We start from the raw sequence: 22,638 nt of genomic DNA, 5'->3' as shown, positions 1-22,638 counted from the left end.
GCCCTTCCTTTCACGCGAACGGAGTGAGCGTGACCCCCGCGTCGATGAGCGCGGCCCGTACCAGCTCCGCGCACCGCACCGCGCCCGGCGTGTCCCCGTGCAGGCAGATCGACTCGACCGGGGCCGGGATCACAGTCCCGTCCACGGCGACCAGCGTGCGCTCGACGGCCATCCGTACCGCCCGGACGGCCACCTGCTCCGGGTCGGTCACCAGCGCGTCCGGTGAGCTGCGCGGCACGAGCGTGCCGTTCGGGAGGTAGTTGCGGTCGGCGAAGCCCTCGGCCACCACCCGCAGCCCGGCGCCGGCAGCGAGCTGCGCCAGCACGGTGCCGGGCTGGCAGAGCACCGGCAGCTCGTGGTCGTACCCGCTGATCGCCGCCACCAGCGCGGCGGCCTGGCCCTCGTCGCGGGCGGCCGCGTGGTAGAGCGCGCCGTGCGGTTTGAGGTAGCGGACCCGGGTGCGGTACATCCGGCAGAAGGCGTCGAGCGCCCCGAGCTGGTAGATCGTCTCGTCGCGCAGCTCGGCGAAGTCGTACGCGATGTGCCGCCGGCCGAAGCCGGCGAGGTCCCGGTAGCCGACCTGCGCGCCCACCGCGACGCCGCGTTCGGCGGCGCCCGCGCAGACCCGGTGCATGGTGGCCGCGTCGCCGGCGTGGAAGCCGCAGGCGACGTTCGCGGAGCTGATCAGGTCGAGGAGCGCGTGGTCGTCGCCCAGCCGCCAGCTTCCGAATCCCTCGCCCAGGTCAGCGTTGAGGTCCATGGAACGTCACCGTAGTGCCTGGCCGGGCCTGGGCGAGCGCTGTCACGTCGTCCACCACCCCGATGACGGGGTACCCGCCTGTGGTGGGGTGGTCGGCCAGGAAGACGAGCGGCCGGCCGTCCGGCGGCACCTGCACCGCGCCGAGCACCAGGCCCTCGCTGAGCAGTTCGCCGGCGACCGCGCGGCTCAGTGTCGCGCCGGCCAGCCGCGCGCCGACCCGGTTGCTCTCCGGGCTCACCGTGTACGCGGTGCGGCACAGCACGTCCAGCGCCTCCGGGGTGAACCAGTCCTGCCGGGGGCCGGGGCGCACCGTGAGCCGCAGCTCGTCCGGGACCGGCCGGGTGACGGCGAGGTCGACCGGTGCGGGTGGGCCGGCCGGGGTGCCGACCGGCAGCCGGTCCCCGTCGCGCAGCGGCGGCGGTCCGAGGCCGGAGAGCGTGTCGGTGGCGCGGCTGCCGAGCACCGGTTCGACAGCGATCCCGCCGCTGACCGCGAGCCAGGTCCGCACCCCGGCGCGGGCCGGTCCGACGCGCAGCACCGCACCGGCGGGCAGCGCGAGCGGCCGTCCGACGTCCCCCGGGCGCCGCTGTGCGGATCCGGCCCGCCACTCGACGACCACGTCGGCCGGGGCGCCGGTGAGGGCGACCGCCACGGCCCGGGTGAAGCGCAGCGTGCAGCCGGTCACGGTGATCTCCAGCCCGGCCGCATGCTCGTCGTTGCCGACGAGCCGGTTGGCCAGGCGCAGGGCGGCCGGGTCGAGCGCGCCGGAGCGGGGTACGCCGAGGTGCGCCCAGCCGGGCCGGCCCTGGTCCTGGACCGTGGTGAGCGCCCCGGCCCGCAGCACCTCGATCACGACGCGTCGACCAGGCGGACGCGGGTGCCGGGGGTGAGCCGGGCCGGTGGGTCGGCGTGCACGTCGAACAGCGGCAGATCGGTGCGGCCGACGAGCAGCCAGCCACCGGGTGACGCGGCGGGGTAGATGCCCGCGTACGGGCCGGCCAGCGCGACCGAGCCGGCCGGCACGCGGGTACGCGGCGTGGCGAGCCGGGGCACCGCCAGCTCGGGCGGCAGCCCGGTCAGGTACGCGAACCCGGGTGCGAACCCGCAGAACGCGACCCGGAACTCGGTACGCCGCAGCCGGTCGACGACTGCGGGCACGTCGACGTTCCAGTGGCCGGCGACGAGCGGAATGTCCTCACCGTCGTACACGACCGGTACCCGGACCTCGGTGGTGGCCGCGCCGGAGGCGGCGGTGCGGGGGTGCCAGGCGGCGATCCGCGCGGCGGCTGCCTCCGGGTCCGGTACGCCGTCGAGCAGCACGGTGACCGCGCCGGGGACGATCTCGGTGGCGGTCAGCTCGCCCGCTTCACGCCGGTGCCACAGTTCGGCCCGCCACGCCTGCGCCTGCTCCGCGTCGTCACAGTCGAGGAGCAGGGCGTACGCCCCGACCGGCCGGATCCGCATCCGGTCATCCTCCCGTCGAGTGAGGTGACGGTCCACACTACTTGCAAGTAACCTACGCCGTCGTAACCTATTGCTGTGACGACCTCCGCACCGTTCCGGCTCCGGCCGGCCGACATCGGGAAGCCGCGTATGCGCGGCTGGCTGCACGCGTACGCGTTCTTCGCCGCTCTCGTCTGCGGCATCGTGCTGTGTTCGATCGCCGCCGGCCGTCCCGGCTGGGCGCCGCTGGTGAGCTGCCTGATCTACAGCTTCACCGTGTGCGGGCTGTTCGGCACCAGCGCGCTCTACCACCGGCGGGTCTGGACCGAACGCGGCTACCAGATCATGCGCCGGATGGACCACTCGATGATCTTCGTGTTCATCGCCGGCACCTACACACCGTTCTGCGCCCTGCTGCTGGACAACCGGCAGGCCACGATCATGCTGAGCCTGGTCTGGGGCGGCGCGATCGCGGGCGTGGCGGTGAAGCTGATCTGGCCGCACGCGCCGCGCTGGGTCTCCGCCCCGCTCTACCTGGCGCTCGGCTGGGTCGCGGTGGCCATGCTGCCGCAGATCCTGCACTCCGGTGGCGTCACCGCGCTGGTGCTGCTGAGCGTGGGCGGCGCGATCTACAGCGTGGGCGCGGTGTTCTACGCGCTGCGTCGGCCGAATCCGTGGCCCACAGTCTTCGGGCACCACGAGTTCTTCCACGCCTGCACGCTCGTCGCGGCGATCTGCCACCACATCGCGATCTACTTCGCACTGTTCGCCTGACCGAGCGGACCCCGGACATGCGCGAGGGCCCCGCACCGTTGCGGGGCCCTCGGGTTCTCGGGGGTCAGGCCGGGTAGCCCGAGCCCGGGCGGCGCACCTCGCGGTACTCCTCGCGCACCACGCGGTCGTCGCGCACCGGCACCACCGGCTCGGCGACCACCTGCTCGCGGACCGGGGCGGCCACGACCCGGCGGCGGCTGTTCCAGAAGTAGAGCGTGGTGAGCAGGCCGGCGACGCCGGCGAGCATGAGCACCCAGCCCACCACGTTGAGGTTCAGCCATCCCAGATCGGCGTCGATGGCGAACGCGAAGATCGCGCCGAGCGCGATGAGGAAGATGCTGGCACCGATGCCCATGACGTCGCCTCCTTGGCGTCCTGCTGGCGTTTCCTGCCCGCCGCGGCCATGGATGAGGTAGCGGCACACATCGACATACCCAGGCGCTTCGATCGTCAATCAGGCAAGCTGGGCGGTATGACGGACGGCAGGAACGGGCAGCGGACGCTGGTTCTGCTGCGGCACGCCAAGGCCGAGCAGTCCGCGGACGGCCCGGACGCGGAGCGGTCGCTCACCGCGCGGGGCCACGCCGACGCGGCGGCGGCCGGCGCCTGGCTGGCCCGGCAAGGGCTGCTTCCCGACGTGGTGCTCTGCTCGCCGGCCCGGCGCACCCGGCAGACCTGGCACGACGTGGCGATGGGCATGACCGGCTCGCCACCGGAGGGCGGCCCGGCGGGTTCGCGCCCGGCGGTGCGGTACGAGGCGGCCGCGTACGACGCGCACCCGGACCAGTTGCTGGCCCTCGTCCGGACGGTCGAGCCGACGGCCGGCACGGTGCTGCTCGTGGCGCACAACCCTGGTGTCTCGCTGCTCTCGGCGCTGCTCGACCCGCAGCGGGCCGACCCGGACGGGCTGCGTACCACCGATCTCGTGGTGCACCGGCCGACGACCCGGTGGGCCGAGCTGGCCCCCGGCGGCGCGCCGCTCACCGCCCGCCACACCGCCCGCGCCTGACCGGTACGACTCAGACCCGGCTGTCGTAGGCCTCCCGGTTGGCGAACACGTCGTCCATGTGCGCCTCCGCCCAGACCTTCAGGCCCTGGATCGTCTTGAGCAGCGAGAGCCCGAGCGCTGTCAGCTCGTAGGTGACTGTGACCGGCACCGTGGGCTCCACGGTGCGGGTGACCAGGCCGTCGCGTTCCAGGGCGCGCAGCGTCTGGGTGAGCATCTTCTGGCTGACGCCGGCGAGCGTGCGGGACAGCTCCGAGTAGCGCATCGGGCGCGGGACACCTGCGCAGTCGGCACCGAACCGGTGCGAGCCGTCGCTGCGCAGCGCTGCCAGCACCAGCGTGACCCACTTGTCGGCGATCCGGTCCAGTAGTTGCCGGCTGGGGCACTGGGCCAGGAACGCGTCGTACTCCGCCTTGCTCATCTCTGCTCCTGCCGCCCTCTCCTGCCGTCCGGTGAGCTACGCACTTTTAGGTGCCTACTTCCCAGCAGAAAGTTACACCCCGATAGTGGAGGTCGGCGCCGCGACCCGGCGGCGTCGCGTAACGGACGACGAGAGCCAAGAGGTACACGCATGGCCCGCACCACCCTTCCCGGCGGCACCTGGACGCTGGGCGACCTGACCGTCACCCGGTTCGGCTACGGCGCGATGCAACTCGCCGGCCCCTGGGTCATGGGACCACCGGCCGACCATGACGGCGCCCTGGCGGTGCTGCGCGAGGCGGTCGCACTCGGCATCACCCACATCGACACCAGCGCGGCGTACGGGCCGTACGTCACCAACCGGCTGATCCGGGAGGCGCTGCACCCGTACCCGGAGTCGCTGCACGTCGTCACGAAGGTCGGCGCGGACCGGGACGAGCAGGGCGGCTGGCCCACGGCCCGGGATCCGCAGAGCCTGCGCCGGCAGGTCCGGGAGAACCTGGAGACGCTAGGCGTGGACGCGCTCGGCCTGGTCAACCTGCGGCTCGGCGACGCCACGGGGCCGCAGCCCGGGTCTCTCGCCGAGGCGCTGGAGACGCTCGTCGCGCTCCGGCAGGAGGGCCTGATCCGCCACCTCGGCCTGAGCAACGTGACGCCCGAGCAGGTGGCCGAGGCGCAGACGATCGCGCCGATCGTCTGCGTGCAGAACCGGTACAACCTGGCCCACCGCGGCGACGACGACCTGATCGACGAGTTGGCCCGGCAGGGCGTCGCCTACGTGCCGTTCTTCCCGCTCGGCGGGTTCACGCCGTTGCAGTCCTCGGCGTTGTCGGCGGTGGCGGAACGCCTGGGGGCGACGCCGATGGGCGTCGCCCTGGCCTGGCTGCTGCGGCGCTCGCCGAACATCCTGCTGATCCCCGGCACCAAGTCCGTCGCGCACCTGCGCGAGAACGTCGCCGGTGCCGGGCTGGCCCTCTCCGGCGACGACCTCGCCGAACTGGACCGGATCGGCCGCTGAGACGCGGCGTCAGGACGGCGGCGCGGTCGGCGGCGGCGGGTCGGGCGGCGGCGGCATCATCGCTGTCGGATGCGAGAGCCGGTTCTCCTCCACGATGAGCGTGCGGGCCCGCTTGCGGCGGTCCTGCCAGAACCACAGCGTGGTCAGCAGAACGCCCAGCCCGGCCAGGATGAACACCCAGCCGACCGCGCGCAGGTCGATCCACCAGACGTTGGCCCGGATGGCGAAGGTCATGATCGCGCCGAGCGCGATGAGAAAGATGGCGCTACCAATGCCCATGTGCGCTGCACTCCCCCGTGCGATGGCCTTGGGCGTACTCCGGTCGTGGTCCGCGACGGTTACCCGCCACCGGGCCGCCTATCCACCCGGGCGCACGCACGACGACGGCCGGCGGGCTGGTGCCCGCCGGCCGTCGTCATGAGGGGGAGAGTGACGTGTCAGGGGTGAAAGCCCCCGGAAGGGCTCAGAAAGCCTCCTCCGGGAGGTCCATGATCTCCAGGTCGGTGCCCTCGATGATCCGGCGGTCGGCGCCGATGCGGGGCAGCACCTCGCGGGCGAAGAACCGGGCCGCGGCGACCTTGCCGGTGTAGAAGGACTTGTCGGCCGCGGAGACCTCGCCGGCCAGCGCCTTCAGAGCCACGTCCGCCTGCTTCTGGAGCAGCCAGCCGACCACCAGGTCGCCGATCGCCAGCAGGAACCGGCGGCTGCTCAGGCCGACCTTGTAGAGCGCGCGGGTGTCGCCGCCCTGGGCCTCGCCCAGCCAGCCGGTCATCACGCCGAGGATGTTCTGGATCTCGGCGAGCGCCTTGCCGAGCGCCTGACGCTCCTCCTTGAGCTGGCCGTTGCCGGCCTCGGAGGCGATGTGCTCCTGGATCTCGGCGGCGACCGCCATCAGGGCCTTGCCGTTGTCCCGGACGATCTTCCGGAAGATCAGGTCGAGGCTCTGGATCGCGGTGGTGCCCTCGTACAGGGTGTCGATCTTGGCGTCCCGGACGTACTGCTCCAGCGGGTAGTCCTGGAGGAAGCCGGAACCGCCGTAGGTCTGGAGCGACTCGTGGCCGAGCAGCTCGTACGCCCGCTCCGAACCGACGCCCTTGACCAGCGGCAGGAGCAGGTCGTTGACCCGCTTCGCCAGCTTGGTGGCCTTCTCGTCACCGGCCGCCTCGGCGATCGCGACCTTGTCCTGCCAGCTCGCGGTGTAGCAGACCAGCGCGCGCAGGCCCTCGGCGTACGACTTCTGCAGCAGCAGCGAGCGGCGCACGTCCGGGTGGTGGGTGATGGTCACCCGCGGGGCGGTCTTGTCGGTCATCTGGACGAGGTCGGCACCCTGCACCCGGTTCTTGGCGTACTCCAGGGCGTTGAGGTAGCCGGTGGAGAGCGTGGCGATCGCCTTGGTGCCGACCAGCATCCGGGCGTACTCGATGATCATGAACATCTGGCGGATGCCGTCGTGCTTCTCGCCCAGCAGCCAGCCCTTGGCCGGTACGCCGTGCTCGCCGAAGGTCACCTCGCAGGTGTTCGAGACCTTCAGGCCCATCTTGTGCTCGACGTTCGTCGCGTAGACGCCGTTGCGCTCGCCCAGCTCGCCGGTCTCGGCGTCGAAGTGGCACTTCGGCACGACGAACAGCGACAGGCCCTTGGTGCCCGGACCGCCGACGCCCTCGACGCCGACCGGGCGGGCCAGCACGTAGTGGACGATGTTGTCGCTCAGGTCGTGCTCACCGGAGGTGATGAAGCGCTTCACGCCCTCGATGTGCCACGAGCCGTCCGGCTGCTGGATCGCGCGGGTACGGCCGGCGCCCACGTCGGAGCCGGCGTCCGGCTCGGTGAGGACCATGGTCGAGCCCCACTGCTTGTCGATGAACAGCCGGGCCCACTTCTTCTGCTCCTCGGTGCCCTCGACGTGCAGCACGTGCGCGAAGGACGGGCCGGAGGCGTACATCCAGATCGGGGCGTTGGCGCCGAGCACCAGCTCGGCGAGCGACCACCAGAGGGCGCGCGGGGCGTTCGTGCCGCCCAGGGACTCCGGCAGGTCCAGGCGCCAGAACTCGGAGTCCATGAACGCCTTGTACGACTTCTTGAACGACTCCGGCAGCGGCGCGGTGAACGTCGCCGGGTCGAAGACCGGCGGATTGCGGTCGCTGTCCGAGTAGCTGGCGGCCAGGTCCTCGCGGGCGAGGCGGTCGACCTCGCCGAGGAAGCTGCGGGCCGTGTCGACGTCCAGGTCCGTGAACGGCGCCTGGCCGAGCGTCCGGTCCGCCCCGAATACCTCGAACAGGTTGAACTCGAGGTCCCGCACATTGCTCTTGTAGTGGGTCATGCTCGCTGGCCCCGCTTCCGGACAGGTGTTACCGATCAGTAACTCCAGACTGTATTACTCACCGGTAGGCAACGACAAGCGGATCTCGGAAGTGACAGCGATTACACACTTCCCGTTCATCAGTCGGCGGCGCCGACCTCCCAGCTCGGAACCGGCGTGGCGGTGGTGTTGCGCGCGCCGACGTACTCCATCAGGACCAGCGCGATGTCGTCGTCGAGCCGGCCGTGCACCCACTCGACCAGGGCGGTCTCCAGCGAGGCCAGCCCGTCCGCGACGGTGCCGTGGCCGAGCAGCCGCCAGGCCCGGTCGGCGGTGGGGAAGAACTCGCCGTCCCGGCGCGCCTCGCCCAGGCCGTCGGTGAACAGCAGCAGCCGGTCGCCCGGTTCCAGCCGCTCCACCCGGGGCCGGACCACGGGCATGAAGCCGAGCGGCGGCGCGGGCGCCGGCGGCTCCAGCGGGATCACCGCACCCCGGCGCAGCAGCAGCGGCGAGGGGTGCCCGCAGTTGACGATGGTGAGCGTGCCGCCGCGCTCCTCGACCAGGGCCGCGGTGACGAAGTCCTCGTCGCCGACGTTGCGGGCCACCGCGCGGTCCAGGTCGGTCACCACCGCGCGCAGGTCGGCCCGCTCGTACGCGACGTGCCGGTAGGAGCCGAGCACGATGCTGGCCAGGCGGACCGCGTCCAGCCCCTTGCCCCGTACGTCACCGATGATCATGCGGACGCCGTACGGGGTGTCCATCACCTCGTACAGGTCGCCGCCGATCTCGGCCGTCGCGGTGGAGGAGATGTACCGGGCGGCCACCGCGAGCGTGCCTACCTGCGGGCCGAGCGGCCGCAGCACCGCCTGCTGGGCGACCGAGGCGAGCCGGGACAGCTCCGCGATCCGGTCCGCCTGGCGCTGGCGTATCGCCGCCGTGGCAGCCGCGATCGCGGTGGCCACCCCGACGGCTGTCACGTTGACCACTGTCACCAGCGGGCTACCCCGTTCGGCGACGGCGAAGCCGATCCCGATGGCGGTGGCCAGGCCGCCGACCGCGAGCACCACCCGCCAGGACGCCAGTGCCGCCGCGAGGAACGGCGCGACGACCATCAGCGCGAGGTAGTGCGCCGGGCGGCCGTCAGCCAGCTCCACCGCGACCACGATCGCGAGCAGCGCGAGGGCCGCGCCGAGACCGGCGCGGGATCCGGGACTCAGCGGGCCTCGGCCCGGCTGGAAGGGTTGCGTGCGTACATCCGACAGCATGCCTGATGGACGTGAACGGGAGAATGAACCTGGCCCGTCGGTCGTGGAAGTTCTGCCCGACTGGCCGGTCAGCCGAGCACCTCGTACCGGACGTTCACGTGGCCGAGGCTGGTGGCGGCGATGGTCGCGAACGCGGCGCGGGACAGGTCCAGGCACCGGCCGTCGATGAACGGGCCACGGTCGTTGATCCGCACCACCACCGACTTGCCGTTTGCCGGGTTGGTCACCCGGACCTTGGTGTTGAACGGCAGCGTCTTGTGCGCGGCGGTGAGCGCGTCCGGGTTGAACGTCTCGCCGTTCGCCGTCATCTGGCCCTCGGCGTAGAAGGAGGCGCCGCAGGAGCCGCTGTCCACGACCTTCGGGCTGCTCGTCTTCTTCGCCGTCGGCGACGGGGAGGCGGTCCGGGCCTTGCTGCGGGAGGCCGCCTGGGTGCGGCTCGCCTTCGGACTCGGGGTGGCCTTCGGCGACGGGCTGAGGCTCGCGCTCGGCGAGGCGGACGCGCTCGGCGAGGGGGCGGCCGACGTGGGGGCGGCCGACGTGGGGGCGGGCGTGCTGGGCAGCGTCTCGACCACGGCCGGCTCGGCGGGCGGCTCGGCGGAGGTGAGCCGCACGGCGCCGACGGTACCGCCGACCGCGAGCGCCACGCCGACCGCCGCGGTCGCGGCGATGGCGGCGGGCGAGGAGAACTTGCGGGTACGAAGGTGCCTAGCAGCCACCGGCCCGGTCCTTTCGTCAACTGAACAAACCGGCCCGGACCGTAACGAGAGAAGCACTTCCGAAGTCAACGTGATCATGGTGCTATGCCCGCATTTACCCTGGTACGTGTAGCCGATCACGCCACTGTCGATCGGCCGAACGGCCCACCGATCGGCCAGGATGGAAACGTGCTGAGTCGTCGCCTGGTCGAGCTGTTCGAGTGGATCGACCCCGGCCCGGGCAGCACCCACCTGGTCAGCGACATCTCCGGCTGGTGGCGTGACCCCGACGTGCTCGCCCAGGTCGGGCCGGCCCTGGCCGGGCTGTTCCCCGAGGACCGCCCGACCGTCGTGATCGCCCCCGAGGTGACCGGGCTGCTGCTCGGCCCACTGGTGGCGGTCGCCGCCGGAGCCGGTTTCCTGCCCGCGTACAAGAACGGCGGCGAGCGACGCCGGGCCGGGCCGACGCGCTGGGCCGAGACGCCTCCCGACTACCGGGGACGGCGGCTGCGGGTCGGCGTGGACGGCCGGCGGCTGAACCCCGGCGACCGGGTGCTGCTCGTCGACGACTGGGTCGACACCGGCGCGCAACTGGACGCGCTGTGCCGGGTCGTCCGGGACGCCGGGGCCGGCCTGATCGGGGCCGCCGCACTGGTCGCGACCTGCCCGCCCGAGGTCGCCGCACGGCTCAGGCTGCGCGCCCTGCTCACCGGCGCCGACCTGCCGTGAGCCCGTCGGCGGTGGCGGAGCATGCCGTAGCGTCGGCGGCATGTGGCCCCGCATCGGTGGATTGCGCGCACTCGCCCTCGGCACGCCCGGCGAGCTGCGTACCCGGCTCAACACCCTCGTCCTCTCCGGCGCGAAGACCGCCACCGCCGGGCTGGTCCAGGAGTACGACGACGAGAACGAGGAACTGGAGTACGTCGGCGAGCGACTGGTCCTGGTCGACGACAACGACGCGCTCGTCGGCGTCGTGGAGGTCACCGGCGTCGAGGTGGTGCGCTTCGCCGACGTGCCGTGGGACTTCGCCCGCGCCGAGGGCGAGGGCGACCGGTCGATCGAGGAGTGGCGCGAGGGCCACGGCGCCTACTGGGCCCGGCAGGGCACACCGGTCACCGACGACACCCGGATCGTCTGCCTCCGGTTCCGGCTGGTCTCCACCGAGGGCAGCGTCGGCACCTAGCCGGCCCGGCGCAGCTCCGGCAGCAGCGCCGCCGCCTCCACCAGCACGGCCTCGTCGCCCGCGTACCAGCTGCTGGCCCGGGGCCAGTGCGTCACCACGTCGGTGAAGCCCAGCCGGGCCGCCCGGGCCACCTGCTCGGCGAGGAAGTCGGCGCTGGTGAGCGAGAACACTGGCGCCGAGTCGAGCGACAGGTAGCGGTCGAGCGTCGCCGGGTCACGGCCGGCCTGCTCCAGCGTCCGGGTCATCCGGTCCGACAACTCCGCCACCGTGCCCCACCACGCCTCGATGTCGTCGCCGCCGAGCCCGGTGGTGACCCAGCCCTGCCCGAACCGGGCGACCAGCCGCATCGAGCGGGGACCGTTCGCGGCCATCACGAACGGCACCCGGGGCTGCTGGACGCAACCCGGGTTGTTGCGCGCGTCCACGGCGGTGAACCACTCCCCGCGCCAGGTCGTGCCGTCCTCCCGCAGAATCAGGTCGAGCAGCTCGGTGAACTCGGCGAACCGGTCCACGCGCTGCCGGGGCGGCAGCGTCTCGCCGCCGAGCACCGCCGAGTCGAAGCCGATGCCGCCCGCGCCGAGGCCGAGCAGCACCCGGCCGTCCGACACGTCGTCGAGCGCGGTCACCTGCCTGGCGAACGCCGCCGGGTGCCGGAAGTTCGGCGACGCCACGAGCGTCCCGAGCTGCACCCGGGACGTCACGCCGGCCGCTGCGGTCAGCGTCGTCCACGAGTCGAACCACGGCCCGTCGACCAGGTCACGCCAGCCCAGGTGGTCGTAGGTCCAGGCGTGGTCGAAGCCCCACTCGTCCACCTGGGCCCACCGCCGACGCGCTTCCGACCAACGCTGGTCGGGCAGGATCACGATGCCGATTCGCATGATCGCCAGGGTACGACCCGGGCCGGACATCCCGGCCCGGGTCGCGGGGGATCACGCCGCCAGGTCGGCCACCACGCAGGCGATGTTGTCCGGCGCGCCAGCCGCGTACGCCTGCTCGACCAGGCGCTCGACGGCGCTCTCCGGATCGTCCGCCTCCGCCAGCGCGGCGTGCAGCGCGCCCGGGTCCACCACGGCGGAGAGGCCGTCGGAGCAGAGCAGGTAGCGGTCGCCGGGCAGCGCGGTACGCAGCGCCAGGTCCGCCTCCACCTCCGCGCCCGCGCCGAGCGCCCGGGCCAACAGCGCGCGCTGCGGATGCGCCAGGGCCTCGGCCGGGGTAAGCCGCCCCTGGTCGACGAGCGTCTGCACGTACGTGTGGTCCTGGGTGAGCCGGGACAGCTCGCCGCCGCGCAGCAGGTACGCCCGGCTGTCCCCGACGTGCACCAGCGCGAGCCGGGTGCCACGTCGCACGAGCGCGGTGAGCGTGGTGGCGGGCTGGTCGGCGTCGGTGGCGTGCGCGCGTACCGCCCGGTCGGCCCGGGTCACCGCGTCGGCCAGCGCGGCGAGCAGATCGGCCCCCGGCGCGTCCGCCTGCTCCAACGGCCGCAGCGCGTCCACGGCCGCCGCGCCGGCAGTGGACCCGGCCGGACCGCGTACGCCGTCGGCGACCGCGAGCAGCGCCGCACTCGCGTACGCGGTGTCCTCGTTGGAGTCGCGGACCGTGCCGGTCTCGCAGCACGTCGCGTACCGGAAGGTGGTCTCGGACATGGTGGTGCCCCTCTCGCTGAGCCTGTCGACGAGGAGCGCGACGGCCCGGCCGCGCGCCGCGGTGTCCGCGCTGACCCGCCGCCACCAGGCGTCGAGCGCCTCGGCGGCGGCAGCGGGCGGAAGGCCGCAGACGGTACGGATCTCGGCCAGCGGCATCCCGGCCCGGCGCAGCCCGGCGATCAGCCGTGCCCGGTCCGCCTGCTCCGGCGCGTAGTAGCGGTAGCCCGAGTGCGGGTCCACAGCAGCAGGGGGCAGCAGCCCGCAGTCGTCGTAGATGCGCAGCGCCTTGGCGCTCAGGCCGGTCGCGCGGGCGAACGCGCCGATGGTCAGCAGTCGCACCGTGCCTCCCTCGCGCTCCTCGTGCCGGTCACCGCGACCGGCACCGGTCACGCTGGGCCTTGCCGCAGGGGACGGGTCAAGGCGTCGCTGTCGCCAGTTTGGTCAGCATCCGGCCCAGATGCGGCTCGATCGTGCCGGCCGGCGCCTCGTGCACCTCGGCCGGCGTCCACCAGCGGATGCCGGCGAACTCCACCGGATCGGGCGTGAACCGCTGGCCGCGGTGGGCGGACAGCACGTACCAGAGGCTCACGTCCGTGTGCCGGTGCTCGGGCGGGCCGACCGTCTCGGTGACGGTGAGGAACGCCGGGCGCTCACCGAACGGCGGCGCGAAGACCGCCGCCACGCCCAGCTCCTCCCGCAGCTCGCGGCGCACCGTGCCGGCCGGGTGCTCGCCGGGCTCGACGTGACCGCCGCTGGGCAGCCACATCCCCGCGAGGCGGTGGTCGACGAGCAGCACCGCGCCGTCGGCCGGGCCGCGGAGCAGGAAGTACGCGACCAGGTGCGGCGACGGCGTACGCGGCTTGACCCGGCGGAAGATGTCATCCGTGCCGGCCAGCCAGGCCAGCGCCGCCTCCCGGTGCCGCGCCTCCAGCTCGTCACCCGGTGGCAGTTCCTCGACCAGTGCCCGGATCTCGTCCCGCATCCCGCCGATGCTGCCAGCCGGGTACGACGAGGTCAGTCCGGCGGCAGCGAGTTGGCGTCAGCAGCCGCGCGGACGAACTCACGTACCCGGGACGTGGTGTTCCCGGCCGGCCACACCGGACCGCGACAGATCGGCGGCGCGTCGTGGATCGGCACGTAGGCCACGTCCGGGCGGGCGTAGAACTGCCGGGCCTGCTCGCCCACCGGCAGCACCCCGCGCCCCATCGCGACGAGCGCCAGCATCTCCGAGAAGCTGCCGCCCACCGGGCCCTTCGGCACCGGGCGGCCGGACGGGGTGCGGTCCGGCGTGCGGTCCTGCTTGAACGCGGCCGAGGTCACCGCCGGGTACTGCACCACCGGATGGTCGCCCAGCACCTCCAGCGACACCGACTCCTCGGCCGCCAGCGGATGATCAGCGGCCACCGCGAGCACCCGGCGCTCGCGCAGCAGCACCGGGCCGTTCGCCATGCCGTCGAAGGGGTACGAGGCGATCAGCACGTCGATCGTGCCGTCCAGCAGACTCGACCGGGTGCTGGCCAGCGGCGCCTCGTGCACGTGCACCTCGCAGTCCGGGTGGCGCTCGGTGAACAGGGCCACCGCGCGCAGCAGCACCGGAGCTGTCGACTCACCCACGTACGCCACCCGCAGCTCACCGGTGAGCCCGCGCCCGGCGTCGACGGCCCGCTGCACAGCCGCCTCGATGCCGGCCACCAACGGGCGCATCTCCTCGACCAGGCGGGCGCCGATCGGGGTGAGCCGGACGACCCGGCTGGTCCGCTCGAACAGCGGCGCGCCGATGCGGCGTTCCAGCTTGCGCACCACATGGCTGACCCGGCCGGTACTCACCCGCAGCCGCTCGGCGGTCCGCCCGAAATGCAGTTCCTCGGCCAGGGTCAGGAACGTCTCGACCTCGTACCGCTCCAGCACCGGAGCACCTCCGTCGTTGCCTGCGGGTCAACGATCGTAGTCCGGATCGGGGTTGGTCCGGACGGCGCGCCGGACCAGGGTTGACGGCATGCACAACCATCTCGTGACGGTGACCGGTTTCGACCACCTCGTCCTCTCGGTGAGCGACGTCGAGCGTTCCCTCGACTTCTACTGCGGCACGCTCGGCCTGGCCCCGGTGCGGGTCGACAGGTGGCGGGCCGGTGAGGTGCCGTTCCCCTCCGTACGCGTCGACGCCGGCACCATCATCGACCTGATCGAGGGCGACCCGACCGGGTCCAACGTGGACCACTTCTGCCTCGTGGTGGAGCCGGTCGACTGGCAGCGGGTGGTCGACTCCGGCGTCTTCACCGTGCTGACCGGCCCGGTCCCGCGCTTCGGTGCGCGCGGCACCGCCACCTCGATCTACGTCAGCGACCCGGACGGCAACACAATCGAACTGCGCTGCTACCCGGCCGACGCCTAACCTGGTTCGATGCCGGAGCTGGAACGACTCGCCGCCCACCACGCACCCGCCGTGCTGCGGTTCGAGCGGGAGAACCGGGCCTACTTCGCCCGGTACGTGCCCGACCGGGGCGACGACTTCTTCACCGGGTACGCCGCCCGGCACGCGGCCCTGCTGGACGAGCAGGAACGCGGCACCTGCCACTTCCACGTGCTGGTCGGCGACCACGGCGCCGTGCTCGGGCGGTTCAACCTGGTCGACGTCGCAGGCGGCAGCGCCGAGCTGGGCTACCGGGTGGCCGAGCGCGCCGCCGGGCGCGGGCTCGCGAGTGAAGGCGTACGGCGCGTCTGCGAACTGGCCCGCACCGAGTACGGGCTGCGCCGGTTGGTCGCCTCGGCGGCCCTGGCGAACCCGGCCTCGCTGGCGGTGCTCCGTCGCGCCGGTTTCGTGCTCGACGGCTCGGAGTCCGACTGCGAGGTGGATCTGAACGGGGAGCCCGGCCTGCGGCACGTGCTCGACCTTCGCGCGCCCTACGCGGCCGTGTCCCCGTAGGCGGGCGCTCCGGCCGGCTCGTACGTCAGTTGCAGCGTGCCGTGGGCGTGGGTGACCGACTCGGTGAGCCGCAACGCGCTCGGCACCGTCCCCTCGCCGAACAGGCGCTTGCCGGTGCCGAGCACCACCGGGTACACCCACAGGTTGAGCCGGTCGACCAGGCCGAGGCGCAGCAGCGACTGCACCAGGTCCAGGCTGCCGATCACGTGGACCTCGCCGTGGCGGCCGTTCATCTCGGTGACGCGCTCGGCGAGGTCACCTTTTACCAGCGACGAGTTCGTCCAGGTGAGCGGCTCGGCGAGCGTGCGGCTGGCCACGTACTTCGGCACACCGTTCAGCAGGCCGGTGAAGGGGATGTCCGCAGGCGCCTTCGGCCAGTAGCCGGCGAAGATGTCGTACGTCTTGCGGCCCAGCAGCAGCGCGCCCATGCTGCTCGCCTGCTGGAACATCACCGCGCCGGACTTCTCGTCGAGCAGCGGCATCTGCCAGCCGCCGTGGCTGAAGCCGCCCTCGCGGTCCTCGTCGGGCTCACCGGGCGCCTGCGCCACGCCGTCGAGGGTCAGGAACTCTGTCACGATCAGCTTGCCCATGGGTCCGCTCCTCCGGTTTCCGCTCGTCCCCCGTCAGACCCGTCAACGACCCGCAACTCATCGCCGAGGTGTACGTGATGGATTTCGTGGAACTGGTCATCGACGGGCGAATCGACATCGATCGCGACGACCTCGAAGACGCCCTCAACGAGGCTCTCGTCGGGCGCGGCGAGGTGACCGGTGCCGGAACAAGCGAGTACGGCTCCCATCTCGACGTCGACGTCCTTGTGACGGCGGACCGACGAGCCTTCCTGGACGCCGTCTTCGGGGTGCTCGCCGCCTTGGACCTGGGCGACTCCGTGCGGGTCCGGCCCGGCGACGGGCAGACCTGGATCCGTCCGGGCCAGTGGACCCGCTCTACTCGTGCCGGACGAGCCTGAAGGGCACCCCGTCGATCTCCGTGAGGTACCCGATCACCGGCACCGGGTTCCTCAGTTCCGCGATCTCGACAAGCAATGCGGTGGCAGTGCCGGCGTAGGGCTCGGGCGGGTCGATCAGGGCGGTATCGCAGACCACCGTCGGCCACTGCTCGGGAGGACCGTCGTCCAGGTGCCAGCAGAGCAGATAGTCGAAGTTCACGGCTCCCCAGACCCGGAGGTCTCCCGGTGAGGTGCCGAAGTGGTACGGGAACCCTCCCGTGCACTCCGCCCTCTTGTTAATCACGTGATGCCAGTTCCGCGCGTACCGGAGGAATTCCGGTACGCCCCAGTCGGAAGGATGAAGCACTTCCAGGAAGCCGATGCTGCCGTGTGGGAAGCGCTCGACGAAGCGTCGGTAGTCCTCGGGAAAGGGATGGCCTGCCGCCTCGGTGAGAGCCGTCCAGTCGATCTCCGTCTCCGTCGCCCCGTCCCAGTCGAACAGGCCGGCGAGTCGATCCACGGTCGGCGAAGCATTCGGTGTCATTCGGCTTCCTCCGGCAGATGATCGTTGGTCGGGTGCACGTCCCACCTCGCCTTCACCGTAAGATCACTCTCTTCGGCAGGCGTACGCCTCCGGAGTCCTCGAAGGCGGATTCGCCATGATCCCCGATCGGACTGAGGTAAGCGACCTCCTGGAGAAGGCGCTGGCGGGTGCGGCCGCCACGTTCCAGGGCATGACGGCGCACCGGCAGGAGTCCAACTGCGAGTGCCACTGGGGCAGCGCGGAGGAACTGGCACTGCTGAAGACGCCGGACGTGCCGCTCGACGAAGACCTGCTCCGTCGCACGTACTGGGCCACTGACTGGCGCTATCCCGGCCCGCTGCTACGCCGGATCCTGCCCCAACTGACCCGGAGCCTCGTGGCCGGCCGAGTGATGCCCATGGCCGGGATGGAGAGCCTCGGGTACTTGTTCACCACCGCCCGCTGGCAGGAATGGCCCAAGGGGCAGCGGGACGCTCTGCGGGAGTTCCTGGACGCCTGGTGGCTGCATGCCCTGGTCGAGCCCGATGCGAAGGTGCCCGCTCACGAGGCCCTGGAACTCATCGCCGAGACCACCGGCAAGCTCACCCCGTGGTTGGCTGTCTGGACGGAGTCGCTGGCCGACGCGGTGGCCCGACGACGGCTGGTCACGGCCGTGGAGGAGTGGGTGGACGACCTGGTGGTCGACAGGCTCCCCTGGTCGAGTTGGCACAAGGAGGACACGTGGGGCGCCGCGCTGTCGCTGTGGGTGATACGACATGCGCCGACCCCACTACGGGAATACAACGCGTCGAGCGACGTGCTTGATCACATTGGCCTGCTCGCCCTGCCCTACGCCGATCGGTGGGACAAATAGCCCTCGCGACGGCTACGTCCATGGCGTGGACCGCATCTGGATCGGCTGGTAGGCCAAGGCTCGGTCAACCACCTCGGCAGCCGTCAACTCGGGGTCGCTCCAGTAGATCAGGTTGGAGACGTAGCCGCCTGGGCAGGCGAGGTCTCGCTCAAGTTGGTCCAGCCAGCCGCCCAGCTCACCATCGTCCGCGTAGTCGACACTCATGATCCGCTCGACGAGGGCGATGGCCTCGTCCCGCGTCAGCTCTGCTGCCAAGTCGGCGCACCTCACGTCCTTTGTCGACCACGCCGGTCAGCTCTCGAACGGCGATCAGCCCAAGTAGCGCTGCTTTCAATCAGCAGCCTTACCGCGCGAAGGTCCGGCACCACTAGGTGCCACAGGAGTTTCTTCGACTCCAGCCAGCTCCGGCCACGCTCGCGCCTGAGAGCAATGGCTGCACCTACCGGCACCGGGGCGCGTGAGCAGCCCAGGCGGTGAGCCGCCGCATCAGCTCCGCGAGCCACGTCCGGTACTCGTGGCGCAACTGCGCATCAACCCCCACCGGTACGCCTGCCGGAAGCTCCGCCCAGATCTCCTGGGTGAGACGGCACGAGTCGGGCCCGAGCGGCACAACGGTGAGCACGCCGCCGCTGGAGTATCCGGAAGTCAACGTACGGGTGACGGCACGACGCCCCGGTTCGACCTCGACGACCTCGTGCATGATCCCCAGTCGACCGTCGGGGCTCCGATGCACGAACGCCTGGATCTCGCCGGCTCCCTTCGGTCCGGGCAGGGTGACGCCGATCTCAATCGAGTCGTCCAGCACCACCAACGAGGCCGGATCCTCCATGAAGCCGAAGGCCGCCTCCGCGCTCGTCGGCAGGTCGACGGTGGCCGTCTCCCGTACCTGGACCGCAGTCGTCGTCACCCTGATCAACCGTAGACGCGAGCGCACGCCGCATTGTGTCAGTCGATCCGTCGACGGTGGGGGCGAGATCAGCGCTACGCGCCCTCGCTAGCGGGCGCCGCCCGGTGCGAACACGGCATAGAAGTACCGAAGGCTGTCCTCCGGACCGTTCTCCAGGCGCTTGAAGGCCTTCGCGATCGGATTGCACCAGCCCTGCCCGGCGAGCTCGACCACCATGGGCCATCCGACGACGGCCAGTTCGTCTGCCGTCGTTGCGCGCCACCGTCCACCCGCATGCCGGGTCAGCACCTCGCCGACATAGCAACCGAAGCCGAAGAGAGTCTCTGCCACCTGTCCAGCGGTGAGGCCCTCGGCCCGAAAGCCGTCGAGGATGGCGTCCACGGACGTCAGGCTGTCCGGCGTGTAGTCCAGGTGCACAGCGCTGACCTGGGCCGCTGACACCACGATGTCGCCCGCGAACCGGGCTGCGTTCTCCGGTACGGGCGCGTACTTCAGGCGCAGTTGCATGGTTCCCTCCAGCATGATCAACAGATCGAGATCGCGCGATCGTACCGACGACGGCCGTCGAGCGGCGCCCTCTCACGCGGCTCCCGGAAGATCCACGTGGGTCAGAATGTGCCGGTGACGATCTCCGCTGACGGCCCGGGCGAGCACGACGCCGTGGCATGGTCCGAGGCGTCCGACCTCGCCGGCTCCACGCCCGGCGTCCGGCGGCGCCTGCGGACGGCGCCAGGTCGAGCGAGGGAGAACCGTGAACGACGACGAGAGCATTCGCCGCTACGGCCTGCGACCGACCGGCGCCGCCGTGCCTCACATCCGCGAGATGCTCCGGGCCCAGGCAGACCTCGATCAGCACGACCAGGACACCGAACTCATGAAGCTGTGCTGCCTGCAACTGTTCAACGCCGGCCGACTCAGCGACGTGCTCGTCATCTGGCAGGCCAAGGAATCGAGCTGGGATGCCCACTGCTCGATCGACGTCCAACTACTCTGCGGAGCAGGACTGGACGCCACCAAGGCATACCTGGATGCCGACGGCTCCGACGATGCGACAGAGGCGCTCCGCTACCTGCTCGACTGCGAGGCCGCCGGTGACTTCGACAACTTCTCCATAGCCGAGCAAGCCCGATGGAGAGCCGCCTACTACCTGAGCTGACGTTGCTGCGCAGCAGGATCTTGAAGAACTGAGCCGTCGAACCCGAAGTCGGACGGAGCCTGAGAAACCTTCCTCCGAAAAGCGTCGTCGACCAGCGCGCCGACGAGCAGGCCGTCCAGGATCTCTTCCTTCCGGACGTCATAATCAGAACTTCCGTAACTGTCGACCAGTTCCGCGAGGAGGTTCGCGACCTCGCCGAGGTCGAGGTATCGAAAGCCTTCCACAGCACGCCGGAAATCGTCCGGCTCGAGAACTTCCACCGCGAAACCCAGGCCACCACCCATGACAGCATTGAAGACACGGTGTACGTGCGAGAGCTTTTCCACCCCGACGGGCGTGCCGACCGGCACAACGCCCTCGGCCCCGTAGTCCACTGCCTCGTTGAACACGTCATTCATCGACTTCATCAACACTCCCCGATCCCGGAGCACCCTGCCGCGTCTGAGGTGTCCGCCCCAACAAACTGCGCTTCATGGCTCAACCGGAGCAGCCAGCAGCCCCCGCGGAGCCGGAGGTTCTGAGATAAGGCGGCGCTGAAGCACCTGTCAGCTTCACGGGTAGCAGTGCCCTCACAAAGACGCCCACCTCGGGCACCTGCATCATCACCGGAGCGTCAGGCGTCGCGTGGCTCGGCCACGCCCCGGATACCCGGTGCCGCTCGGGGTTGTCGGGAACTGGATCAGGCAGCCGGAACCGCGCCTGGCGGTCACGGTCACGCCGTTCGTGAGGCTGATCAGATCGGCCCACGACGTCCCCTCCATCGCTAGTGGGGCCGCGGCCTACCAACCAAGGGACAGGTGGTCCGTGGAACATCGAAGGCCCTGACCGGACTCGCGTCCCGGTCAGGGCCTTCGGTTGGAGCGGGTGACGGGAATCGAACCCGCACTGTCAGCTTGGGAAGTTGAAGGCGGTCAGGGCTAGGGGCAGGCAGGACTGCACAAGCTGCATAGGAAGCCCTGCATGACCGACACCATGGGTTGCGCGGGCTGTCCGCTGCTGACCCCTGCTACGGGCATGCCACGGGCACGCGCGTCCGTGAACGGCTGGCATGCGTTCTAGCCCTCATGGGGGGTACGCAGTGACATGGTCGATGCTGTCGAACGACCGACAGCAAGCGATGACAGGTGACTACTGTGCTATAGCACTGTAGCGTGGGACTCGCAGCAAGGTTTGGCTCGGGAGCTTCGCAGGGAGGTGTACAAGTCATGCAGCGTGTATCTCAGCAGGTGCGGGACCGGTTGCGGGCCATGCGCGGCAACCGTCGTAGCCCTAGCAACGGACGGCAAGCAGTCGAGCCGGAGCGCAGGCTTCCGGCGCTCGACCAGTGGGAAGGCATGTGGGTGGCGGTCAAGGACGGGAAAGTGATCGCGGCTGCGTACAACTCTCGCGACCTCGTACCCAAGCTGGTAGAGATGGGACCTGCGGGCCGAGGGGCGGTTGCCCAGTTCGTGCCACGTCGCTCTAACACCATCGTGGTTGGCGTCGGATAGGGGCATTATTACTCGGCATCGCTTCGCTTACCGTGAAGAGGGCAATCCGCCCATTCTGCGTCCCACGGTTGATGTCCAGCTCTACCTTCCCCCTAACGGAGAGTGGACGACGCGAGCACTCATCGACACAGGGGCACCTATTACGGTCTTCGACCGAGGGGCGGGTGACGCGCTACTCGTCCGCTTCGACAGGGCTGGCGCTGAGACCGGATCTATCGCGATCCTCGGGGCGCAGCGCCAGATACAGTTTGAGACGATTGATCTGTGCTTGGCGAACGACCCGTCTTACGTCTGGTCGGCTCGGGTTGCTTTCATCAAGGACCCGAGTTTCCAGATGGTTTTCCAGGGCATCCTTGGAACTGAGGGCTTCCTGGATAAGTGGGCAGTTACCTTCAATAAGTACTACGAGTACTTCGAGCTACTGCCGCCAGACGACGCATACGACCTATACAACGACTAGATTCAATGCGAGCCATCCGACCGCGCTAGGCGCGGTCGGATGGCGAATTTCGATCGACACGCCGAGAACTTTTGTGTTCTCCATCACATACAACCTCGCTGGCTGGGCTGCTTTCTAGCCATCCCGTCGGCCTTCGTCCGCACACCGTGGAGTGGGTGGGGCCTGCCCGGTCAAGGTGGAGCACACCACTGTCTGAACGACCTTGACCGGGCAGGCCCCACCTGCTCGGCTTCGCCCGGACGGAGGTGTTGGGATGGCGTCACCATCCCGGAGTGCCCGAGGACCCGCCGGAGGCACTGCCTGTGTCTTGATCACATCACAGCCCCGGATTTGCCATCGACCATGGCGGCCCGGGGCTTCTTCGTATGTCGCGCCGCCGGCGGGCTGGCAACCGCGTGCCGGCGGCCGAAGGCCAGAGGCAACGCGGCGGGCCGACAGGCCCGGCCCAGGTTCGGCGGCGCGCGCGGCCTGCGAAGCGGGCCGCCTTGAAGACGTATAGAAAGTTCTCACCATTTACGGCTGGGCATCCATGGGTAGGATCTTGCCGTGAGCGAGTCGACCAGCCCTCCGAACGATGAGTTCGCCCGCAACGTTGTGAACTCGATCTTCGACGTCTTCGTTGATCCAGAGCTTTCCCGACGCGGACTCACGCTGGAACGGGATGAGATCACCAAGGAGCCATTTTCATCCTGCGTAGCGGTCGGCTTCGACGCGGTGCAGGACGAGGATGGCCTGCACGATCGCGGTCGCTCGGCGTGGGCAGCAGCGCAGCTTGACCAGGATTTTCCAGGTCTTGAGGGTGGCGATCGCGCGTTCGCCGCGGGCGCGGATCTTCGCGTGCGCTCGGTTG

30 protein-coding genes are annotated in these 22,638 nt (G+C 70.7%); 10 read left to right on the top strand and 20 right to left on the bottom strand.

What is annotated here, in order from left to right; all coding sequences use genetic code 11:
• Nucleotides 1-10: 10 nt before the first annotated feature.
• Genes FB454_RS11080 through FB454_RS11070 form a run of 3 tightly spaced genes read right to left on the bottom strand, consistent with a single transcriptional unit; the run spans nt 11 to nt 2,224 of the window.
• The gene (locus FB454_RS11080) at nt 11-760 is read right to left on the bottom strand and encodes a LamB/YcsF family protein (protein WP_114919214.1); all 750 of its coding nucleotides are present in this window, start codon (nt 758-760) and stop codon (nt 11-13) included.
• Nucleotides 744-1,613 (bottom strand): 5-oxoprolinase subunit C family protein, encoded by an 870-nt coding sequence (locus FB454_RS11075; protein ID WP_013283352.1) that lies wholly within the window; start codon nt 1,611-1,613, stop codon nt 744-746. Before FB454_RS11075 ends, FB454_RS11080 begins: the two co-directional genes overlap by 17 nt.
• On the bottom strand, nt 1,610-2,224 hold the full coding sequence (locus FB454_RS11070; protein ID WP_013283351.1) for a 5-oxoprolinase subunit B family protein: 615 nt from the start codon (nt 2,222-2,224) through the stop codon (nt 1,610-1,612). The genes FB454_RS11075 and FB454_RS11070 overlap by 4 nt, the downstream gene beginning before the upstream one ends.
• A gap of 75 nt (nt 2,225-2,299) precedes the next feature.
• Between FB454_RS11070 and trhA the strand changes: the two genes are divergently transcribed.
• Complete coding sequence (gene trhA, locus FB454_RS11065; RefSeq protein WP_013283350.1) at nt 2,300-2,977, top strand: PAQR family membrane homeostasis protein TrhA; 678 nt, start codon at nt 2,300-2,302, stop codon at nt 2,975-2,977.
• A gap of 64 nt (nt 2,978-3,041) precedes the next feature.
• Here the strand turns inward: trhA and FB454_RS11060 are convergent, their stop codons facing one another.
• Nucleotides 3,042-3,332, bottom strand: a complete 291-nt coding sequence (locus tag FB454_RS11060) for a DUF6458 family protein (RefSeq protein ID WP_013283349.1) — start codon at nt 3,330-3,332, stop codon at nt 3,042-3,044.
• A 117-nt stretch (nt 3,333-3,449) separates the two neighbouring features.
• Between FB454_RS11060 and FB454_RS11055 the strand changes: the two genes are divergently transcribed.
• Complete coding sequence (locus FB454_RS11055) at nt 3,450-3,986, top strand: SixA phosphatase family protein (protein WP_013283348.1); 537 nt, start codon at nt 3,450-3,452, stop codon at nt 3,984-3,986.
• Nucleotides 3,987-3,996: 10 nt separating this feature from the next.
• Here the strand turns inward: FB454_RS11055 and FB454_RS11050 are convergent, their stop codons facing one another.
• Nucleotides 3,997-4,404 carry a winged helix-turn-helix transcriptional regulator gene (locus tag FB454_RS11050; protein ID WP_013283347.1) on the bottom strand — a complete coding sequence of 136 codons (408 nt, stop codon included), beginning with the start codon at nt 4,402-4,404 and terminating at the stop codon, nt 3,997-3,999.
• A 150-nt stretch (nt 4,405-4,554) separates the two neighbouring features.
• Between FB454_RS11050 and FB454_RS11045 the strand changes: the two genes are divergently transcribed.
• Entirely contained in the window at nt 4,555-5,421 is an 867-nt protein-coding gene (locus FB454_RS11045) for an aldo/keto reductase family oxidoreductase (protein ID WP_013283346.1), read from the top strand.
• 9 nt (nt 5,422-5,430) lie between these two features.
• Here the strand turns inward: FB454_RS11045 and FB454_RS11040 are convergent, their stop codons facing one another.
• The 4 genes from FB454_RS11040 to FB454_RS11025 all read right to left on the bottom strand — a co-directional run bounded on the left by FB454_RS11040 (nt 5,431) and on the right by FB454_RS11025 (nt 9,701).
• Nucleotides 5,431-5,700, bottom strand: coding sequence for a DUF6458 family protein (locus FB454_RS11040; protein WP_013283345.1), 270 nt, complete (start codon nt 5,698-5,700; stop codon nt 5,431-5,433).
• A 184-nt stretch (nt 5,701-5,884) separates the two neighbouring features.
• Nucleotides 5,885-7,741 (bottom strand): acyl-CoA dehydrogenase, encoded by a 1,857-nt coding sequence (locus FB454_RS11035; protein WP_145822902.1) that lies wholly within the window; start codon nt 7,739-7,741, stop codon nt 5,885-5,887.
• Between the two features lie 119 nt (nt 7,742-7,860).
• Nucleotides 7,861-8,985 (bottom strand): PP2C family protein-serine/threonine phosphatase, encoded by a 1,125-nt coding sequence (locus tag FB454_RS11030; protein WP_030269685.1) that lies wholly within the window; start codon nt 8,983-8,985, stop codon nt 7,861-7,863.
• A 68-nt stretch (nt 8,986-9,053) separates the two neighbouring features.
• Entirely contained in the window at nt 9,054-9,701 is a 648-nt protein-coding gene (locus FB454_RS11025; RefSeq protein WP_013283342.1) for a septal ring lytic transglycosylase RlpA family protein, read from the bottom strand.
• Between the two features lie 168 nt (nt 9,702-9,869).
• Here FB454_RS11025 and FB454_RS11020 point away from each other — a divergent pair, with 168 nt between their 5' ends.
• Complete coding sequence (locus FB454_RS11020) at nt 9,870-10,409, top strand: phosphoribosyltransferase family protein (RefSeq protein ID WP_013283341.1); 540 nt, start codon at nt 9,870-9,872, stop codon at nt 10,407-10,409.
• Nucleotides 10,410-10,449: 40 nt separating this feature from the next.
• Complete coding sequence (locus FB454_RS11015; protein ID WP_013283340.1) at nt 10,450-10,863, top strand: ASCH domain-containing protein; 414 nt, start codon at nt 10,450-10,452, stop codon at nt 10,861-10,863.
• On the opposite strand, the gene FB454_RS11010 is transcribed toward FB454_RS11015, so the two are convergent.
• From FB454_RS11010 to FB454_RS10995, 4 genes are all read right to left on the bottom strand, one after another.
• On the bottom strand, nt 10,860-11,771 hold the full coding sequence (locus FB454_RS11010) for an LLM class flavin-dependent oxidoreductase (RefSeq protein ID WP_145822901.1): 912 nt from the start codon (nt 11,769-11,771) through the stop codon (nt 10,860-10,862). The two genes, FB454_RS11015 and FB454_RS11010, sit on opposite strands and share 4 nt — an antisense overlap.
• Nucleotides 11,772-11,792: 21 nt before the next feature.
• Nucleotides 11,793-12,845, bottom strand: coding sequence for a MerR family transcriptional regulator (locus FB454_RS11005; protein ID WP_145822900.1), 1,053 nt, complete (start codon nt 12,843-12,845; stop codon nt 11,793-11,795).
• Between the two features lie 76 nt (nt 12,846-12,921).
• On the bottom strand, nt 12,922-13,488 hold the full coding sequence (locus tag FB454_RS11000) for an NUDIX domain-containing protein (RefSeq protein ID WP_145822899.1): 567 nt from the start codon (nt 13,486-13,488) through the stop codon (nt 12,922-12,924).
• A gap of 32 nt (nt 13,489-13,520) precedes the next feature.
• Nucleotides 13,521-14,414 carry a LysR substrate-binding domain-containing protein gene (locus FB454_RS10995; protein WP_145822898.1) on the bottom strand — a complete coding sequence of 298 codons (894 nt, stop codon included), beginning with the start codon at nt 14,412-14,414 and terminating at the stop codon, nt 13,521-13,523.
• Between the two features lie 88 nt (nt 14,415-14,502).
• Here FB454_RS10995 and FB454_RS10990 point away from each other — a divergent pair, with 88 nt between their 5' ends.
• Nucleotides 14,503-14,898 (top strand): VOC family protein, encoded by a 396-nt coding sequence (locus tag FB454_RS10990; protein ID WP_030269673.1) that lies wholly within the window; start codon nt 14,503-14,505, stop codon nt 14,896-14,898.
• A gap of 9 nt (nt 14,899-14,907) precedes the next feature.
• Entirely contained in the window at nt 14,908-15,429 is a 522-nt protein-coding gene (locus tag FB454_RS10985; RefSeq protein ID WP_145755019.1) for a GNAT family N-acetyltransferase, read from the top strand.
• Here the strand turns inward: FB454_RS10985 and FB454_RS10980 are convergent.
• Nucleotides 15,408-16,019, bottom strand: coding sequence for a dihydrofolate reductase family protein (locus tag FB454_RS10980; RefSeq protein WP_145755020.1), 612 nt, complete (start codon nt 16,017-16,019; stop codon nt 15,408-15,410). The two genes, FB454_RS10985 and FB454_RS10980, sit on opposite strands and share 22 nt — an antisense overlap.
• A 77-nt stretch (nt 16,020-16,096) precedes the next feature.
• Here FB454_RS10980 and FB454_RS10975 point away from each other — a divergent pair, with 77 nt between their 5' ends.
• Nucleotides 16,097-16,399 (top strand): hypothetical protein, encoded by a 303-nt coding sequence (locus FB454_RS10975; RefSeq protein WP_145755021.1) that lies wholly within the window; start codon nt 16,097-16,099, stop codon nt 16,397-16,399.
• Here the strand turns inward: FB454_RS10975 and FB454_RS10970 are convergent.
• Nucleotides 16,377-16,922, bottom strand: a complete 546-nt coding sequence (locus tag FB454_RS10970; protein ID WP_145755022.1) for an SMI1/KNR4 family protein — start codon at nt 16,920-16,922, stop codon at nt 16,377-16,379. The two genes, FB454_RS10975 and FB454_RS10970, sit on opposite strands and share 23 nt — an antisense overlap.
• 115 nt (nt 16,923-17,037) lie before the next feature.
• Between FB454_RS10970 and FB454_RS10965 the strand changes: the two genes are divergently transcribed.
• Nucleotides 17,038-17,775, top strand: coding sequence for a hypothetical protein (locus FB454_RS10965; protein WP_145755023.1), 738 nt, complete (start codon nt 17,038-17,040; stop codon nt 17,773-17,775).
• A gap of 12 nt (nt 17,776-17,787) precedes the next feature.
• Here the strand turns inward: FB454_RS10965 and FB454_RS10960 are convergent, their stop codons facing one another.
• The 3 genes from FB454_RS10960 to FB454_RS10950 all read right to left on the bottom strand — a co-directional run bounded on the left by FB454_RS10960 (nt 17,788) and on the right by FB454_RS10950 (nt 19,189).
• On the bottom strand, nt 17,788-18,030 hold the full coding sequence (locus FB454_RS10960; protein WP_030269667.1) for a hypothetical protein: 243 nt from the start codon (nt 18,028-18,030) through the stop codon (nt 17,788-17,790).
• A 184-nt stretch (nt 18,031-18,214) separates the two neighbouring features.
• Complete coding sequence (locus FB454_RS10955; protein WP_162881494.1) at nt 18,215-18,682, bottom strand: SRPBCC family protein; 468 nt, start codon at nt 18,680-18,682, stop codon at nt 18,215-18,217.
• Nucleotides 18,683-18,769: 87 nt separating this feature from the next.
• The gene (locus FB454_RS10950; RefSeq protein WP_013473374.1) at nt 18,770-19,189 is read right to left on the bottom strand and encodes a hypothetical protein; all 420 of its coding nucleotides are present in this window, start codon (nt 19,187-19,189) and stop codon (nt 18,770-18,772) included.
• A 244-nt stretch (nt 19,190-19,433) separates the two neighbouring features.
• On the opposite strand from FB454_RS10950, the gene FB454_RS10945 reads away from it, so the two are divergent.
• Complete coding sequence (locus FB454_RS10945; RefSeq protein ID WP_145755024.1) at nt 19,434-19,838, top strand: hypothetical protein; 405 nt, start codon at nt 19,434-19,436, stop codon at nt 19,836-19,838.
• On the opposite strand, the gene FB454_RS10940 is transcribed toward FB454_RS10945, so the two are convergent.
• The gene (locus FB454_RS10940) at nt 19,826-20,245 is read right to left on the bottom strand and encodes a hypothetical protein (protein ID WP_013473373.1); all 420 of its coding nucleotides are present in this window, start codon (nt 20,243-20,245) and stop codon (nt 19,826-19,828) included. The two genes, FB454_RS10945 and FB454_RS10940, sit on opposite strands and share 13 nt — an antisense overlap.
• A 2,227-nt stretch (nt 20,246-22,472) precedes the next feature.
• Nucleotides 22,473-22,638: transposase family protein (locus FB454_RS10935; RefSeq protein ID WP_145822897.1), on the bottom strand; the 166-nt coding region annotated here is incomplete at its 5' end.

It is taken from the genome of Micromonospora sp. CNZ297 (assembly GCF_007827625.1).
Note: the sequence above shows the minus strand (reverse complement) of the source record. Positions and strands in the feature narration are given on the sequence as shown.

What these genes read in the sequence shown, in the direction of transcription:
- FB454_RS11080 (WP_114919214.1), bottom strand. Translation starts at nt 760, where the DNA reads ATGGACCTCAACGCTGACCTGGGCGAGGGATTCGGAAGCTGGCGGCTG.
- FB454_RS11070 (WP_013283351.1), bottom strand. Translation starts at nt 2,224, where the DNA reads ATGCGGATCCGGCCGGTCGGGGCGTACGCCCTGCTCCTCGACTGTGAC.
- FB454_RS11060 (WP_013283349.1), bottom strand. Translation starts at nt 3,332, where the DNA reads ATGGGCATCGGTGCCAGCATCTTCCTCATCGCGCTCGGCGCGATCTTC.
- FB454_RS11055 (WP_013283348.1), top strand. Translation starts at nt 3,450, where the DNA reads ATGACGGACGGCAGGAACGGGCAGCGGACGCTGGTTCTGCTGCGGCAC.
- FB454_RS11050 (WP_013283347.1), bottom strand. Translation starts at nt 4,404, where the DNA reads ATGAGCAAGGCGGAGTACGACGCGTTCCTGGCCCAGTGCCCCAGCCGG.
- FB454_RS11045 (WP_013283346.1), top strand. Translation starts at nt 4,555, where the DNA reads ATGGCCCGCACCACCCTTCCCGGCGGCACCTGGACGCTGGGCGACCTG.
- FB454_RS11040 (WP_013283345.1), bottom strand. Translation starts at nt 5,700, where the DNA reads ATGGGCATTGGTAGCGCCATCTTTCTCATCGCGCTCGGCGCGATCATG.
- FB454_RS11035 (WP_145822902.1), bottom strand. Translation starts at nt 7,741, where the DNA reads ATGACCCACTACAAGAGCAATGTGCGGGACCTCGAGTTCAACCTGTTC.
- FB454_RS11030 (WP_030269685.1), bottom strand. Translation starts at nt 8,985, where the DNA reads ATGCTGTCGGATGTACGCACGCAACCCTTCCAGCCGGGCCGAGGCCCG.
- FB454_RS11015 (WP_013283340.1), top strand. Translation starts at nt 10,450, where the DNA reads ATGTGGCCCCGCATCGGTGGATTGCGCGCACTCGCCCTCGGCACGCCC.
- FB454_RS11010 (WP_145822901.1), bottom strand. Translation starts at nt 11,771, where the DNA reads ATGTCCGGCCCGGGTCGTACCCTGGCGATCATGCGAATCGGCATCGTG.
- FB454_RS11000 (WP_145822899.1), bottom strand. Translation starts at nt 13,488, where the DNA reads ATGCGGGACGAGATCCGGGCACTGGTCGAGGAACTGCCACCGGGTGAC.
- FB454_RS10990 (WP_030269673.1), top strand. Translation starts at nt 14,503, where the DNA reads ATGCACAACCATCTCGTGACGGTGACCGGTTTCGACCACCTCGTCCTC.
- FB454_RS10985 (WP_145755019.1), top strand. Translation starts at nt 14,908, where the DNA reads ATGCCGGAGCTGGAACGACTCGCCGCCCACCACGCACCCGCCGTGCTG.
- FB454_RS10980 (WP_145755020.1), bottom strand. Translation starts at nt 16,019, where the DNA reads ATGGGCAAGCTGATCGTGACAGAGTTCCTGACCCTCGACGGCGTGGCG.
- FB454_RS10975 (WP_145755021.1), top strand. Translation starts at nt 16,097, where the DNA reads ATGGATTTCGTGGAACTGGTCATCGACGGGCGAATCGACATCGATCGC.
- FB454_RS10970 (WP_145755022.1), bottom strand. Translation starts at nt 16,922, where the DNA reads ATGACACCGAATGCTTCGCCGACCGTGGATCGACTCGCCGGCCTGTTC.
- FB454_RS10965 (WP_145755023.1), top strand. Translation starts at nt 17,038, where the DNA reads ATGATCCCCGATCGGACTGAGGTAAGCGACCTCCTGGAGAAGGCGCTG.
- FB454_RS10950 (WP_013473374.1), bottom strand. Translation starts at nt 19,189, where the DNA reads ATGCAACTGCGCCTGAAGTACGCGCCCGTACCGGAGAACGCAGCCCGG.
- FB454_RS10940 (WP_013473373.1), bottom strand. Translation starts at nt 20,245, where the DNA reads ATGAAGTCGATGAATGACGTGTTCAACGAGGCAGTGGACTACGGGGCC.